This window comes from Carboxylicivirga marina, from assembly GCF_016612505.1.
Taxonomy (GTDB): domain Bacteria; phylum Bacteroidota; class Bacteroidia; order Bacteroidales; family Marinilabiliaceae; genus Carboxylicivirga; species Carboxylicivirga marina.
The window spans coordinates 78,144-93,564 of the sequence record NZ_JAENRR010000016.1 but is presented as its reverse complement, the minus strand read 5'-3'; the positions used below and the strand labels follow the sequence as shown (position 1 = coordinate 93,564).

Annotated in this window: 11 protein-coding genes; 7 read left to right on the top strand and 4 right to left on the bottom strand. The window is 37.0% G+C overall.

All coding sequences use genetic code 11. The annotated features are described in order from the left end of the window. Nucleotides 1-65: 65 nt before the first annotated feature. The 7 genes from JIV24_RS22405 (at nt 66) to JIV24_RS09080 (ending at nt 7,523) form a co-directional block, all read left to right on the top strand. A complete protein-coding gene (locus tag JIV24_RS22405; RefSeq protein ID WP_234445766.1) occupies nt 66-170 on the top strand; it encodes a DUF4162 domain-containing protein in 105 nt (34 codons plus the stop codon). Nucleotides 171-176: 6 nt separating this feature from the next. After that, nucleotides 177-1,526: an ABC transporter permease gene (locus JIV24_RS09105; RefSeq protein WP_200464721.1), complete on the top strand. Its 1,350-nt coding sequence runs from the start codon at nt 177-179 to the stop codon at nt 1,524-1,526. Between the two features lie 109 nt (nt 1,527-1,635). Beyond that, on the top strand, nt 1,636-2,565 hold the full coding sequence (locus JIV24_RS09100; protein WP_200464720.1) for a Ppx/GppA phosphatase family protein: 930 nt from the start codon (nt 1,636-1,638) through the stop codon (nt 2,563-2,565). Between the two features lie 9 nt (nt 2,566-2,574). Next, nucleotides 2,575-3,738: a sigma-54-dependent transcriptional regulator gene (locus tag JIV24_RS09095; protein WP_200464719.1), complete on the top strand. Its 1,164-nt coding sequence runs from the start codon at nt 2,575-2,577 to the stop codon at nt 3,736-3,738. A gap of 4 nt (nt 3,739-3,742) precedes the next feature. Beyond that, nucleotides 3,743-5,212 (top strand): lyase family protein, encoded by a 1,470-nt coding sequence (locus JIV24_RS09090; protein ID WP_200464718.1) that lies wholly within the window; start codon nt 3,743-3,745, stop codon nt 5,210-5,212. An 81-nt stretch (nt 5,213-5,293) separates the two neighbouring features. After that, nucleotides 5,294-5,893, top strand: a complete 600-nt coding sequence (locus JIV24_RS09085) for a hypothetical protein (protein ID WP_200464717.1) — start codon at nt 5,294-5,296, stop codon at nt 5,891-5,893. 91 nt (nt 5,894-5,984) lie between these two features. After that, complete coding sequence (locus JIV24_RS09080; RefSeq protein ID WP_200464716.1) at nt 5,985-7,523, top strand: PAS domain-containing hybrid sensor histidine kinase/response regulator; 1,539 nt, start codon at nt 5,985-5,987, stop codon at nt 7,521-7,523. A 1-nt stretch (nt 7,524) separates the two neighbouring features. Here the strand turns inward: JIV24_RS09080 and JIV24_RS09075 are convergent, their stop codons facing one another. The 4 genes from JIV24_RS09075 to JIV24_RS09060 all read right to left on the bottom strand — a co-directional run bounded on the left by JIV24_RS09075 (nt 7,525) and on the right by JIV24_RS09060 (nt 15,411). Beyond that, a complete protein-coding gene (locus tag JIV24_RS09075; RefSeq protein ID WP_200464715.1) occupies nt 7,525-9,996 on the bottom strand; it encodes an AMP-binding protein in 2,472 nt (823 codons plus the stop codon). A 103-nt stretch (nt 9,997-10,099) separates the two neighbouring features. Next, the gene (hydF, locus tag JIV24_RS09070) at nt 10,100-11,323 is read right to left on the bottom strand and encodes a [FeFe] hydrogenase H-cluster maturation GTPase HydF (protein WP_200464714.1); all 1,224 of its coding nucleotides are present in this window, start codon (nt 11,321-11,323) and stop codon (nt 10,100-10,102) included. Between the two features lie 403 nt (nt 11,324-11,726). Then, complete coding sequence (locus tag JIV24_RS09065; RefSeq protein ID WP_200464713.1) at nt 11,727-12,074, bottom strand: VHS/ENTH/ANTH domain-containing protein; 348 nt, start codon at nt 12,072-12,074, stop codon at nt 11,727-11,729. Nucleotides 12,075-12,210: 136 nt separating this feature from the next. After that, nucleotides 12,211-15,411 carry a two-component regulator propeller domain-containing protein gene (locus tag JIV24_RS09060; RefSeq protein WP_200464712.1) on the bottom strand — a complete coding sequence of 1,067 codons (3,201 nt, stop codon included), beginning with the start codon at nt 15,409-15,411 and terminating at the stop codon, nt 12,211-12,213. Nucleotides 15,412-15,421: the final 10 nt, after the last annotated feature.

Here is a 15,421-nt window from a genome sequence, read left to right as displayed (position 1 = left end):
TCTACACCTTAATGCAGCTAATAATAATGAAGCTGTTTGCTTAATCTAGAAGAATACAATAGTACGTGAGTAGTTACGAAATACATGGATTGCAAGAAGTATTGCCAACCATGAATGACATCTTCATTAAAGTAGTTGAACAAAGCAATCTGTCTAATCCTGAAAAATAAGCCCTTATGAGTAAGATTTCACTTATTATACAACGCGAATACACCACAAGAGTTAAAAAGAAGAGCTTTATTGTAATGACCATTATTGGTCCTATTTTATTTGGTGCCATGATGGTATTGCCAGGCTGGTTCGCTTCAATGGAAAACACGGGTGAAAAAACAATTGCCATTGTTGACCAAACTTCTAAATATACCAACCAAGTAAAAGACACCGAATATTTGAAGTTTCATTGGTTAGATAATTCAAACTCTGAAGCCATTGGTTCATCATTCAAAGATGATGGCTACGATGCCTATGTCATGATAGAAGATGATTTGTTAGCCAATCCGGATGCTATCAAGATATATTCAGACAAACAAGTAACCATTGATGTAAAAGAATATATATCCCGAAACCTCGAAAGGCATCTGGAGAAAGAAAAACTCAATAGTTATGAAATAGATGGGCTTGACAACATTATCCAAACCATTCATGATGTGCGCGTTAACATTAAGATGATTAAGATAGGAAAAGATGGAGAAGAGAAAGAAAGCTCTGAAATTGTCGTTATGATTGCGGCCATCTTTTTTGCGATGCTCATCTATATGTTCGTTTTAGTATACGGCATGCAAGTTATGCGAGGCGTAATGGAAGAGAAGACTAACCGCATTGTGGAAGTTATCGTTTCTTCTGTCAAACCTTTTCAGTTGATGATGGGTAAAATAATAGGTATAGCACTTGTTGCATTAACCCAGTTTATGCTTTGGGTTATTTTAACACTTATGATAGCTACTGGAATAAATGCAATATTCTCGGGCTCGTCAAACCAAAACAATTCTCAATCAGCAATTGGCATAGAACAGACTATAGGTGATCAACAAATGGCCGATGATAGAGTGGCAGAGATAGGAGAAAGTATCAATAATATTTTTGATAAAATACTAACCCTGGACCTTTGGGCTAATTTATTATCCTTTGTCTTTTATTTCCTTGGCGGATACCTGCTGTATGCCAGCCTGTTCGCCGCACTGGGTGCTGCTTTAGACAATGAGGCAGATAGTCAGCAATTTGTGATGCCTGTAATGATGCCACTTATTTTATCTATTTATGTGGCAATGGCCGCCTTTCGCAGCCCCGATGGCGACCTCGCATTTTGGTTTTCAATGATTCCATTTACATCACCAGTTGTTATGATGGCAAGAATACCTTTCGATCCACCCGTATGGCAACTCATTTTATCGATGATAATTTTAGTTGGCACCTTTGTATTCACTACATGGTTTGCTGGCCGAATTTATCGCACTGGCATACTTATGTACGGTAAAAAAGTGTCATATAAAGAGCTTTGGAAATGGTTCCGCTATTCTGGTAAATAAAAGAACTAAACATATACTCTAGGAGGTTGTTTCTTATATTTTGAAACAACCTCTTTTCGTTTGTGCTGCCTATTTTATGTAATTTAGGCCTCCCAAAGAAACGCAATTTATGAGAATAGCCATTATAGACTTAGGAACCAACACTTTTAACCTGCTTATTGCCGAACAAAAAGATGATAGCTACACGATATTAACAGAGAATAAATACCCGGCCAAGTTGGGCAAAGGAGGCATCAACGATAAAAGAATTCTGCCTGAAGCCATGGAGCGAGGCATAAAAGCCCTCGAAACCCATTTGACAACCATCAAACAATACAATGCAGATAAAGTCATTTGCATGGCCACAGCTGCCATACGTAGCGCCAAAAATGGTCAGGAATTTGTTGAAAAAGTTAAGCACGAACTTGAGCTTGACATTAATGTGATTGACGGTCAAAAAGAGGCTGAACTAATTTTTGATGGCGTAAAACAAGTTATCCCAATAGGCAATGAACGAGTAATTATTTTGGATATTGGCGGTGGTTCCAATGAGTTTATAATAGCCAATAAAGATGGCGTTCTCTGGAAACATAGTTTTGACCTCGGTATAGCCCGACTTCTGGATCGTTTTCAGCCATCAGATCCAATAACTGATGAAGAGATAAAAGAAGTTGAGGAGTACATCAAATCAGAGCTTACATTGCTTTACAAAGCAATAGAAAGATATCCAACGAAAACACTCATCGGTTCATCTGGTTCATTTGACACGATTTCAGGTATGATTGCGGCTGAGCACCACCCTCATTTAGATATGAAAAAGGTAATGAGTTACTTCATTCCGCTTTCCTATGCTGAAAAAATGCACAAGCTCTTCTTAAAATCTAATGCAAAGCAACGTAAAGAAATGAAGCGCATGGATTTACATCGTGTAGAAATGATTGTTTTAGCCAGTATTTTTATTAACTTCATCGTTAAAGAATTTGACATTAAAGAAATATGGCAATGTGCCTTTGCATTAAAGGAAGGCACCATTTTACAGATTATAAAAAACCAACTATAACTCATAATCATGGCAAAAATATTAGTAATTGATGACCAACGGAGCATCAGAAATACGCTTAAAGATATACTCGAATACGAAAATCACTCAGTTGATTTAGCCGAGGACGGAGAACTTGGACTGGAACAATTTAAGGCTGACAAATATGACATTGTACTTTGCGATATAAAAATGCCAAATATGGATGGCATGGAAGTACTCGACAAATTACATCAACTAAACCCGGATACACCAGTCATCATGATTTCTGGTCATGGCAATATTGATACTGCTGTTGAAGCCATTAAAAAAGGCGCATACGATTTTATTGAAAAACCACTCGACCTAAATCGCATGTTGGTAACGATTCGTAATGCCAATGAAAAGAAAGATTTGGTTACCGAAACTAAGGTATTAAAACGGAAAGTGAGCAAGACCTTTGACATGATTGGCGAATCGGAGCCCATTGCGAAAGTGAAGGAAATGATTGACAAAGTAGCACTAACCGATGCCCGTGTACTAATAACTGGTGAAAACGGAACCGGCAAAGAGTTAGTTGCTCGTTGGTTACATGAAAAAAGCAATCGGGCCGGACAACCTTTTATTGAGGTCAACTGTGCCGCCATCCCATCCGAACTAATTGAAAGTGAATTGTTTGGACACGAAAAAGGTGCTTTTACATCGGCACATAAACAACGCAAAGGTAAGTTCGAACAAGCCAACGGTGGTACCATCTTTTTAGATGAAATTGGCGACATGAGCCTTCCGGCACAGGCTAAAGTATTACGCGCTTTGCAAGAAAACATCGTGAGCCGTGTGGGTAGCGATAAAGATATAAAAGTAGATGTAAGAGTATTAGCAGCAACTAACAAAAGCTTAAAGGAAGAAATTGCCAATAGCAATTTCCGTGAGGATTTATACCATCGATTAAGTGTTATTCTTATACATGTACCAGCCCTTAATGATCGTAAAGAGGATATTCCTTTACTAACCGAACATTTTAAAAATATTATCTGCGATGAACTTGGCATGGGCATTAAAACTTTTACCGAAGATGCCATTGACGAACTTAAGACCATCAACTGGACTGGCAACATCCGTGAGTTCAGAAATGTAATTGAACGCCTGATTATTCTTAGTCAGGAAACAATTACCAAAGATGATGTATTGGCCTATGCGCGCCCGATGAACTGATAGAATGAGAATAGAGAAAGACTTTATAGGAGAACAATCTCTTCCGGATGAAGCAATGTATGGTATTCATTCGGTGCGGGCAGTTGAGAATTTTCCAAACAACACAGCCTTTTCTGTTGAATGGTACAAAGCCGTTGGCACTGTTAAACTGGCTTGCTACAAGACTTACCAAAAGTTTAAATTGGCTGCCAATGACAAATTTGAAATGGAAAGTTTGCCAATAAAGTTTATCGATGATAATATTATTGGTGCATTAACTGCGAGTGCACTTGAGGTAGATGCTGGCAAATATTTTGAGCATTTCATTGTTCCGGCTATCCAAGGCGGTGCCGGAACTTCAATTAACATGAATGTAAATGAGATAATCGCCAATGCTTCTCTCAAGAAATTAGAGCGTCCATTAGGTAATTATGAGATCATTGACCCGTTTGAGCATGCTAACATCTATCAGTCTACCAATGATGTAATTCCAACTGCCCTCACGGTTGCAGCTATGCAGTTACTCAATACGTTAGAAGATTCAATAAATAACCTTCGCCATGAAGTAGAACGTCAGGAAAGCTCCTGTAGAAATACGATTCGCCAAGGATATACACAAATGCAAGCTGCTGTACCAAGCACTTACGATAAATTGTTTAGCAATTACAACAATGCCCTTTCACGCGATTGGTGGCGCGTATCAAAATGCCAGGAACGAATCAAAGAAGTGAACATGGGTGGTGGCGCCATAGGTACAGGTATCAGCATTCCCCGTTATTTCATAATGCAGGTGGTAAATGAGCTTCAGCAACTCACTAGCTTGCCAATTACGCGCAGTGAAAACCTAAGTGATGCAACATCAAACCTCGACAGGTTTGTTGAAGTACATGCAACCCTAAAAGCGCACGCCGTCAACCTGGAGAAAATGGTTAACGACCTGAGGTTATTAAGTTCTGATTTATTTGTTAATAAAGAACTATCGATTCCACAACGGCAAGTAGGAAGTTCGATAATGCCCGGAAAAATCAATCCAGTCATTCCCGAGTTTGTCATCAGTGCTGTCCATAAAATATATGCTAACGATCAGCTTATTTCTTCGCTATGCGGTCAGGGCTGTCTGGATTTAAACGCCTACCTGCCAAGTATCGGACATGCATTATTGGATTCGTTAAAACTATTAATTTCATGCAATAATTCTTTGCATAAGAACCTCATTCAGAACATCAAACTAAACAGCGAGTCGAACAAGGTGCACCAAACCTACTTTAATCCTTCGGTTACCACAGCACTTACACCATACATTGGATACCACAAAGCTTCGGAGTTAGCTGCATATATGAAAAAAACAAACACTTCCGTTTATGAAGCAAACAAGCAACTTAAATATATCGACAATAAGGAATTGAATGAACTCATGAAACCAGAAGCTTTAATTCGTCAGGGATATAGTCTGAATGACCTTAAACATCTGTCTATAAGTCAAAAAAAGAAATAATTTAGTCTAACTATCAAACATCTTTCATATATTTAAGCTGATTATAAACAAAACCAAACGCTTAAACACCCATTTCAGATCGTGAATCCCAGAGCAACAGAGGATGGTAAGCATTTATTTGATGATAATACTGATATGAAGTTTCCTTTTCATTTCACATATAATCTAGTTGCAGTAGGATTGGCCGAAGGAGCCATTACAGCCAATGATCAGAAGGTTAATTTTAGACTCACCAACAACAGCAACCCTCTTCATGATTTATTAAAAGGCATGATTAATCTGGTATTTGAGCCTTCTCACATTTGGGGTGAAGATAACGTCAGCTGGGTTGATTGGTATGAAGAAAATGGGGCACTAAAATGGGTACTTTCAACAGAAGACGGACATACTGTTCACGTAAAGGTTATTCGTTTTGAGGATTTCTTTGATGAAACATCAGGAAAACTAGTTTTAGAAACAGCCATTGGATTGTTGGATTTTTACTATGCCATAATTCATCAATTAGACATCATGCTCAAAAAAGACGGTCTATTAAATTATGAACAGAAATGGCAAAAAGATGAATTTCCATTTACATACTTCTTACTACTTAAGAAGCACCTGATCGAAAAAGGACACTGGATTCCGACTAAAGAACGACTTGGTACCCTGAGCGACGAGATAGACTTTCTACTCACATAGTATGAACAATATCACTGAGAGTAAGCACTAACTTATTATACCTTATTTTTTTTTACTATATTGATTAAACCAATGACTAGTTTAATCGCCAATGCAGAATCAGCCATCATATAATGATTTACTTAACCGCATAAAAGAGCTTGAGGATATACTTGAGCGCAATGCCTCGAAAGAATACAATCAGGAAATTAAAGATAGTGAAGAACGATTCAGAGCTTTATCAGAAGCAGCCAACGAAGGTATCTTTATTACTGAAAAAGGAATATGCATGGAAGCTAACAAGAGTGGTTGTGAGCTTTTTGGTTATACGCGTGAAGAATTAATTGGTCAATTTGCGACACTTGTTTTTGATGAGTCATCGCATGAGTTGGTGAAATCTAATATTCGTACAGAATTTCATGGAAAATACGAAGCCATTGGAAAGCGAAAAGATGGCACGAAGTTTATTGCGGAAATTCAAGGGCAGAACTACACTTATCGCAATAAGAATGTTAGAATAACTTCAGTAAGGGATATTACGGAGTACAAAAAGGCCCAGCAGGCACTTGTTTCCAACGAAGAAAAATACCGGGAGGTTGTTGAAAATGCAGGAGATGGGATACTCATTGGCAATCTTAAAGGCGAAATAATTGAGGTCAATCAGGCATTTTTAAACATGACTGGCTTCAATAGTGAAGACATACTTAACAAACACATTAAATGCATTTTTAACCCGGAAACCATTAAAGAAAAACCACTTCGCTTCGATTTAATTAACGAAGGGCAATCGGTTCTAATAGAGCGTGATATCCAAGGAAAAAACGGGCAACTTATACCTGTTGAAATGAACTCTAAGCGTCCGCATGCCAATTACTATTTGGCCATTATAAGAGACCTAAGAGAGCGAAAAAAAGTTGAAAAGATTCTTATCAAGACCAATCAAGAATTAAGATTAGCAAAAGAAAAGGCGGAAGAAAGCGATCGTCTAAAGTCTGCTTTTTTGGCCAATATGAGTCATGAAATTCGTACACCAATGAATGGAATCATTGGCTTTGCTGAACTTATAAAATCAGATATTGAAAAAAATGGAAAGCAAGATGACTATCTGGATATCATCATTAATAGCGGACATCAGTTATTAAACATCATTAATGATGTCCTTGAAATTTCACGCATTGAAACCGGGCAGGTAAAACTTAACTGTCAGCATTTTAACGCGAATCATTTAGTTCAGGAGCTTCAAAACTTTTTCTCACATGCTGCTAACATTCAACACAACACAATACAGGTACAAGTACCAGATAAAGAGGTATTCCTATATAACGATGAAGCAAAAATTCGGCAGATATTAACCAACCTGATCAACAACGCTATTAAATTCACTCAAAATGGAACAATCTCCATTGCATTACAAGCTCACAAAAACACTGTGCAATTATCAGTAAGCGACACAGGAATAGGTATCCCTGCGGAGTTTCAAGATAAAATATTTGATCGATTCCTTCAGGCAGAAAATAAAGGCCAGATGCATAATGGCACTGGCCTGGGATTATCAATCTGTAAAAAGTATATAGAAATAATGAAAGGCGAAATCAGTGTTGAATCCAGAGTTAATATTGGCTCAACTTTCAGCTTTTCATTGCCAATATAAATTATGCTTTCAAAGGCTCCTGATTCACAGAAATACTTTTATAAACTATTTCTGACAAAGCCTCATATGATTCACCACTTGGATAAACAGGCTTTAAAAATTCAACACTCACCTTTTTAAATGGTCGCGGAAATTTCGAGCCACGCGGCAATGCATTTATGGCTCCTTTAATTGAAACCGGTACAATTGGCACATTTAGCTCACGACTTAATATGGCGAATGTCTTTTTAAACTCCCCTAAAGTACCATCAAAAGAACGGGTACCTTCCGGGAAAATGATTAACTTTTTCTTCTTCTTTAATGCTTCGCCCATCTTTTGAATTGATTCTTTCAAATCCTTATTCAAATCCATGATAATGATGTGATGACGATTGGCAAAATATTTCATAAAGCGCGACTTAATGTGCTTTTCTTTGGCATAAAAATAAGTTTCCCTGATGTTCTTATTCTTCAACCATGAAGCCACGAAGAGTCCATCGAAATAGCTCTGGTGGTTAGGGGCAATAATACACGGACCATCAGGAATATTATTAGACCCTTTGCCTCTGAAACGGAAATACAATTGAAAAAACAGTTTTGATATCTTCAAAAACACAGCACCAGTAAACCATGTTCGTGGTAATTGCAAGCTTACTTTTTCCTTAAGAATCTTTGACCAATTGATTTTCTCAACCGCCATTTTCGTGCGTTTCTCTGCAATATATTCACTTAACTGTAAAACTGATGAGAAACCAACCAGTTGCTCAACCTCCATTTCAATACCAAAAGTAGATTGAATAAACACCAATAAACCAACTTTATCAAGTGAGTCTAAAGCCAAATCATATTCAATATGGTTACTGGGTCGTACATTGCAATTCTTTTCACTTGAAATAAAATCAGCTACGATATTATATTCTTCCAAACTAATATCCTCAAGCTCTTCAACCTGATCCTCCTTAACAGCAGCGAACTCAGCTAATTTGAATCGTTGCAATTTACCTAACCGCGTTCGTGGCAATTCGGTATTGGTTACCGAAAAATCCATTATCTTTTTGTAAGGTGAAACCGACTGATTATAAACATCAATCACTTCCCAGCGGAGTTTTTCAGTAATCTGTCCATCATTTAAACCAATAAAATCAGGTTTATTTGGTACTACAATCGCTTTTAGTTGATCTCTATCTGCATAAATACCAACTTCTGCCACGCAAGCAGCTCTATTTTCAATTTTGGCTTCTATCTCCGAAGGGTTGATATTCTTACCATTCGAAAGCACAATAATTTCTTTCTTTCTGCCGGTGATATACAAATAACCATCATCATCTAATCGACCTAGATCGCCGGTATATAACCATCCATCTTTTAAAACTTCAGCTGTTTCTTCAGGCCGGTTAAAATACCCCTGCATCACATTAGGACCTTTTACTACAATTTCACCCTCCCTTATTTCAACTTGAGCCGTAGGCAATACTTCACCCGGACTACCAATACGAACACGCCCCGGGCGAGTAAATGTAATCATAGGTGCCGCCTCGGTCATTCCAAAGCCCTCAAGCACTTCAAAGCCAAGCGTATCAAAATCACCACCCACTTCTGGGTCGAGTGCAGCACCACCACATACCATGTATTTTACCGCACCACCAAACTTTTGATGGGCCGATTTAAAAATCTTTTTGGAAAAACTTCGTGAATTAATCGTCTTTGCTAGTTTAAATAAGAGACGAGCAATTGCACTGCTATCAATTTTAGTCCGGATACCTTTGCGAATAGCTGAATATAAGCGTGGTACACCAATAACAATTGATACTCTATTTTCTTGCAACGTTTTAATAATATCCTCCGACGCCATTGATGGCGATAAAGCAATGGTACCTCCAACAAACAAAGGCGCAATCATAGTACCCATCAACGGAAAAATATGATGCATTGGCAATAGCATCATTACGACATCATCTTTGGTATAAATATTTATCTGATTTGAAACTGCATCTACATTAGCCATCAGGTTTTTAAACGAAAGCATCACCCCTTTAGGGCTACCTGTTGTACCTGAGGTATAAATGATGACAGCCGTTTTTTCCTCATCGTCATTAATTTCCTGTTGCAGTTCTTCTCCTTGAATCTCCAGCTCATCGCATTCTTCAATTACAAAGATTTTTGTTTGAATACCTGCCTTTGCTATCGAAGCCTCTAATAATTCTTTCTTCTCATTAGAAGTAAAAACCACCTCCGGAAAACAATCTTGAAGAATGTAAGCTACTTCATCTTCTGATGACATAAAATCAATTGGAACCACTGTGGCATTATTATACCAGCCGGCATAGAATGAATAAATCCATCCTACTTGATTTTCAGAAAAGATAGCGACTCGATTTATCGATAAATCTTTAAGCAACCCTGAATAGATCGCAATATGTTGTTTAAGAGAATTGTAGCTTATTTTTTTATCACCGCACGAAACTGCCGTTTTTTCACCAGCATTATAAATCATATCCAAATTCTTTGCGTTGTTTTCTATTTGACAAACCTACGTTTTTAATTGTTATAGCACAACTATTAAGCACATAGCACATAAAAGGTTCACCAACTAATACTTATAAATAATCAGGGTTTTCTACTTTTGATTGGTGAACAAATGGAGTAATAGCCCGTGAATAAATGCCCTGCACATAGGCAATTGCCATACCATAATTGGTAATAGCCACTTTTTTCGATTTGGCTGGTCCTAACCGGTTATGTAATTGCTTGCGTGTAATCATACAACCTCCACATTGTATTACAAGCGCGTAGTCATCAATCGGACGCTCAACCTTATCCAAGCCTGCTATTACATCAAACTCCAACTTCTGCCCTGTATAGGAAGCTATCCATCTTGGAATCTTCACTCGTCCAATATCATCACAAGCCACATGATGTGAGCACGATTCAAGCATTAAAACACGGTCGCCATCAGTTAACTCGTCTATTTTAACAGTTCCCTTCAAATAGTTATCAAAATCACCCTTAAAGTGTGCCAATAGAATACTAAAACTTGTTAATGGAATATCCTTAGGAATAGAAGCATCAGCTTTTAAAAATATTTGGCTATCTGTTATAGCCAAGGCAGGCTTTATTTTTGTTTTCTTCAGGAAGGCATCAACTTCTCGCTCTTTTAACACAATGCAAATTGCATCATTATCCAGTATATCACGAATCGCTTGAACTTGGGGTAAAATTAAACGTCCTTCAGGTGCTTCAATATCAATGGGAGTAATCAATAAAACGATGTCACCATAATTGATTAAATCACCTACCAATGAAGGTGTTGTATATGCTGATTCAGGAATGGTTTGTTTGATGGAATCAACAATAGCTTCAGTATTACCATTGATATAGTTATATGGCAACACAAAAGGGCTACCAGCCTTTTTATATAATTCTAAAGTCTTTGGTTGTAATGTAGATTTATCTGATTTATTATGAATAACAATAAAAGGGGTTTCCTGCTCCTTAAACTTTGCAATGAGCGAACGCTCTTCTTCATCAAACTGATTATTGATAATTACCAGAATGGCGAGGTCAACCAACTTGATTGCACCAATGGTTTTTTGAATGCGTTTTTGCCCTAACTCACCTACATCGTCAATTCCTGCGGTATCAATTAACACTACCGGACCGAAACCTGTTATTTCAAACGACTTTTTCACGGGGTCGGTTGTGGTTCCTGCAAAATCAGAAACTATTGCAATATCCTGATTAGCTAAACAGTTAATTATAGTGCTTTTACCATTATTTCTTCTTCCGAAAAGACCTATATGAGGTGTTCTTTCTCTTCCCATCACATCGTATTTGTGTGATGCAAATTTATAATAAATAATTTCAATTCAACACTCCTATAAACGACTGTTATGACACCTCTTAAATCCTATCTAATAAAGTAATTTCAAAAAAAGATAACACTTTTGTCACCCCTTTCTATAAATAAAGTGTCTATATAGGTGAATGCGAAAGCGTATTTAGCTATTGGCGTAAGTGAATAGTTTCTCATGGGTTTAGAAAGGGCTGTGGTTTTCAATTAAGTTTACTTTCATAATACCAAAGGTTTAAGCAGATACTATGATTATCCACAGCCCATTTTTGTATTTGAAATATTAAAGTTTAGTCTGATAGTTAAAATGAAATTTCATTTTAACCCTTAAACAATTAACCACACAGGGTTTCCATTTTTGGAAACCCTTTTTTTTAGCCAACAAATCCCATCATATTCTGATTCATAAAGATGCGATAGGTTAAGGCATCAATTTGCTTAAATGGAAGGATAGCAATATTGTCAAATTTCAGATGATGCTCAAAAGGTTTTATGATTTCATCTATAGCGTGAGCATAGGCTGGGTAAAGCTCTTTTAATCGACGACATGTTTGTCTGACGATTTCAATTTTCACATTATTCTCCTCTTGCGGGGTTGCAATGGTCTCTAAACGCTTCTTTACTGTTTTTAAAGCATTAACTTTTAGCTCCTTTTCTGATTCAATATCGCTCCAAATAGTAGTCGCTTTTTTAACAAGCTTATCTAAAATCATGTTTTTCATGCCATGTCTGGTTATTAGGTTTCTATACTAGTTAATAGCAAAAAGTTAAAAACGTAACACATTTAGGCAGTAAAATGGTATAAAAAAAGCCACATCACACTGAGCAGCTTTACTTTACGTTATTTATCGTAATATATTATAGTTTTATCCCCATAAACAATACATCATCAATTTGATCGAGATCTCCACGCCAGTTTTCAAAATTGTTTTTAACCTGGTTAAATTGTTCTTCGGCGGATTTAACATGCATTTCTTCAATCAGGTTTTGAACACCAATCTTCATGAACTTTTTACCTAGTGGACCACCAAACTGGTCAGGATAACCATCTGAGAACATATAGATTTGGTCACCTTGCTTACAATTGTACTCGACATTAACATATGGACTTAATTGTTCTTCATAACTATCTCCTATACTTCTTCGGCTTCCTTTATAAGTTGTCATCTCATCATTTATAATAAGATAAACAGGACGCTTAGCCGATGCTAATCGCACTTTACGCGTAGGAATATGTACTTCAACAACCGAAATATCCATCCCATCCATACTTTCGTTTCCTTCATTCTTTTGCAGAAGTTTCTTCACTTCTTCATCCAAACGTTCAAGCATAGCAGCAGGAGAATCAATTTGAGGTAATCGGAAAATATCATTAAGAATGGTGGTTCCAATCATTGACATAAATGCGCCAGGAACACCATGTCCGGTACAATCGGCACAACAAGCAATGAAATAGTCTTTAGTTCGGTTAAACCAATAAAAGTCACCACTTACAATATCGCGCGGCATAAAATACACGAATGAGCCAGGTAGAACATCCATTAAATCATCCATCGAAGGCAATATTGACGATTGAATCTTTTTGGCATAGTTGATACTATCTGTAATATCTCTGTTCTTACGCTCAATTTCAGCCTTTTGTTCGCGTAATACCACGGTTTGAGTTGCTACTTCCCTCTGAAGTTTTTGCTTCTGAATAACGAGGGCTCGCTCTCTGTATTTTATAAATCCATAAAATAAAGCAATGAGAAAGCATCCGACAACTAAATAAAACCACAGTGCGCGCCAAAAGGGTTTATCAATTTGCACAACCAAGGTTCTTAGAAGGCTTGTTTCCTTGCCGTCAGCGTTAAAGGCTCTTATCTTAATTTTATAATTACCATAAGCTAAATAATCAATCTCCTTATGACTAATATTTCCAAGTTCAGCCCACTTAGTCGCCTCTTTTTCCTCTCCTTCTTCTTCGATTTTTACCTGATAGGTAACGCCTTCAGGATTTTTAAAACTAATAGCCCTAAAATCAATTCTTAATTTGTAAGAATCCTTACCATACGGATATTTTAACTTTAATTTATGATTAATATCTATAGGTTCATCGTTAATAGCTAAAGCTGTAATATTAAGTATCGGAGCCACATTATTAGGTCGATCATTTTCAGGTAGATAACTTACAACTCCTTTGTTTGATGCAAACCAAACACCACCTTCATCATCATGCGTTACCTGAAAAAATTCATCCCCAAGTTCATCATTATGCCCATAAGGCTTCACATATCCTTTGACGATGTTTAGTCGGGATAAACCACCATCATGACAAATCCAAAGTTTGTCTTTTATATCTTTAAGTATGTCATAACAAAAGTCTTTCTTGAGCCCATCAACAGTTGTAACCTGCCTGACAACAGCTTCATTTGCATAACAAACTACACCCTCTCCCTTCGTACTCAACCAAAATTGTCCGTTTTTATCTTCAGACATACCCGTTACATCAACAGCCACATTATCTTTTATCGGATGTCGCTCAATACGATTAAGATCAGGATTAATTTTACACAACCCTCCATCCTTTGGCCCAACCCAAATACTATTTTTAGAGTCGACAAAAACAAAATTGATATTGTTATGTGACAATCCGTCTTTTATCTCATAGTTTTTGATCTCATCACTCTTCAGATCAATGATTACCAAACCACGTTGTGTGGCTAATAAAAGCATATTTTCAAAGCCAGTGATAGCATTAATTCGAAGAGCTAACTGATCATTGTAGTAATGTTTCTTTTGAAACTTCTCAGCATTCTTTTTCTTATAATACAAGCCACTTTTTGCTGTAGCAATCCAGATGGTTTCATCCGCTGTTTTATAGAAGTCGACAACCTCATCATTTGGTACACCTCCATATTGGGCATCAAAATACCTGACATCAAAACACATTGGATCTGTCTGAATTAATCCTCTATCAAGGCCAATCCATAGTTCGTCCTTATCCTTATAAACAGAGCGTGCTTTGTACCTAAAGCCGATTTCATCCAGATTATAAAAAACGAAATATTGATTAACCAGCAACGAAACGCCACCACCCTTCGTACCAAACCAATAGTTTCCTTCACGATCGCACAGTATATCCTGAACATCATTATTACTTAGCCCATTATGATTGGAGTACTTAAATGAGTCATTAAATTGGCCGTTAACAGGATCGTAAATCAATCGAATGACACCACTGCCCACCGTTGAGACAAGCACATGACCTTCTGCCTCTTCATAAATATCAGTTACCTCTTCATCTTCGATATTAAATTTTCGACAAAGGTTATTATCTGATATATGGCTTACACCTTGGTTATTTTCAGTGGCACGATATGAGAAGAAACCTTTTCCTCTTGTACCGATCCAATATTTGTCTTCCTTTTTACTTTTAACAATAGTGTTTATCCAACTATTAGGAATACCCTCGACCTTAGTGATAGTTGCATTTGCAAAATCATCCTGAAAATCGAAAACGAACAATCCTTTACGCGCAGTTCCAATAAGTAATTTTGTTGATGAAAGTACCTTTAAGGCGGTATAATTTTTTCGACCAAAAAGTTTTCTGTCAAAGAACGTTGTGATGCTACCTTCACGATCAATTCTTATTATTCCTTGTTTTTGATCTATAGCCCAAATATTGCCATCATCATCACCATCGATATCAGATATTAATTGAGAAGCTCCTTCGACCTCGATCTTATAAAACTGCCCATTCTCTTTATAGCTTATTAAGCCATTTTTATGGCCAATCCACAGGCGGTCAAACTTATCGAAATGCAAGCAATTTATGTAATTATGTGCTAATGAGTCCGATACGGTATAAACCTGATAATCGATACCATCGTATCGAATTAATCCTTCATCAGTTGCCATCCACACGTAGTCATTTTTGTCTTGAACAAGCGCAATGATGTCGTTATCTGCCAAGCCCTCTGAAGTATTATATATTTTAAAATCGAAGGACTGAGAAAAACTGGTAATCGGTGCTATTATTGATAAAATCAACATTAGCAATATAATCGTTTTATTCATCATTGTCTTG

Excerpts from the sequence above, each read along its gene's own strand:
- hydF (WP_200464714.1), bottom strand. The coding sequence starts at position 11,323 with ATGGGAAGAGAAAGAACACCTCATATAGGTCTTTTCGGAAGAAGAAAT.
- JIV24_RS09075 (WP_200464715.1), bottom strand. The coding sequence starts at position 9,996 with ATGATTTATAATGCTGGTGAAAAAACGGCAGTTTCGTGCGGTGATAAA.
- JIV24_RS09065 (WP_200464713.1), bottom strand. The coding sequence starts at position 12,074 with ATGAAAAACATGATTTTAGATAAGCTTGTTAAAAAAGCGACTACTATT.
- JIV24_RS09090 (WP_200464718.1), top strand. The coding sequence starts at position 3,743 with ATGAGAATAGAGAAAGACTTTATAGGAGAACAATCTCTTCCGGATGAA.
- JIV24_RS09080 (WP_200464716.1), top strand. The coding sequence starts at position 5,985 with ATGCAGAATCAGCCATCATATAATGATTTACTTAACCGCATAAAAGAG.
- JIV24_RS09100 (WP_200464720.1), top strand. The coding sequence starts at position 1,636 with ATGAGAATAGCCATTATAGACTTAGGAACCAACACTTTTAACCTGCTT.
- JIV24_RS09105 (WP_200464721.1), top strand. The coding sequence starts at position 177 with ATGAGTAAGATTTCACTTATTATACAACGCGAATACACCACAAGAGTT.
- JIV24_RS09060 (WP_200464712.1), bottom strand. The coding sequence starts at position 15,411 with ATGAATAAAACGATTATATTGCTAATGTTGATTTTATCAATAATAGCA.
- JIV24_RS09095 (WP_200464719.1), top strand. The coding sequence starts at position 2,575 with ATGGCAAAAATATTAGTAATTGATGACCAACGGAGCATCAGAAATACG.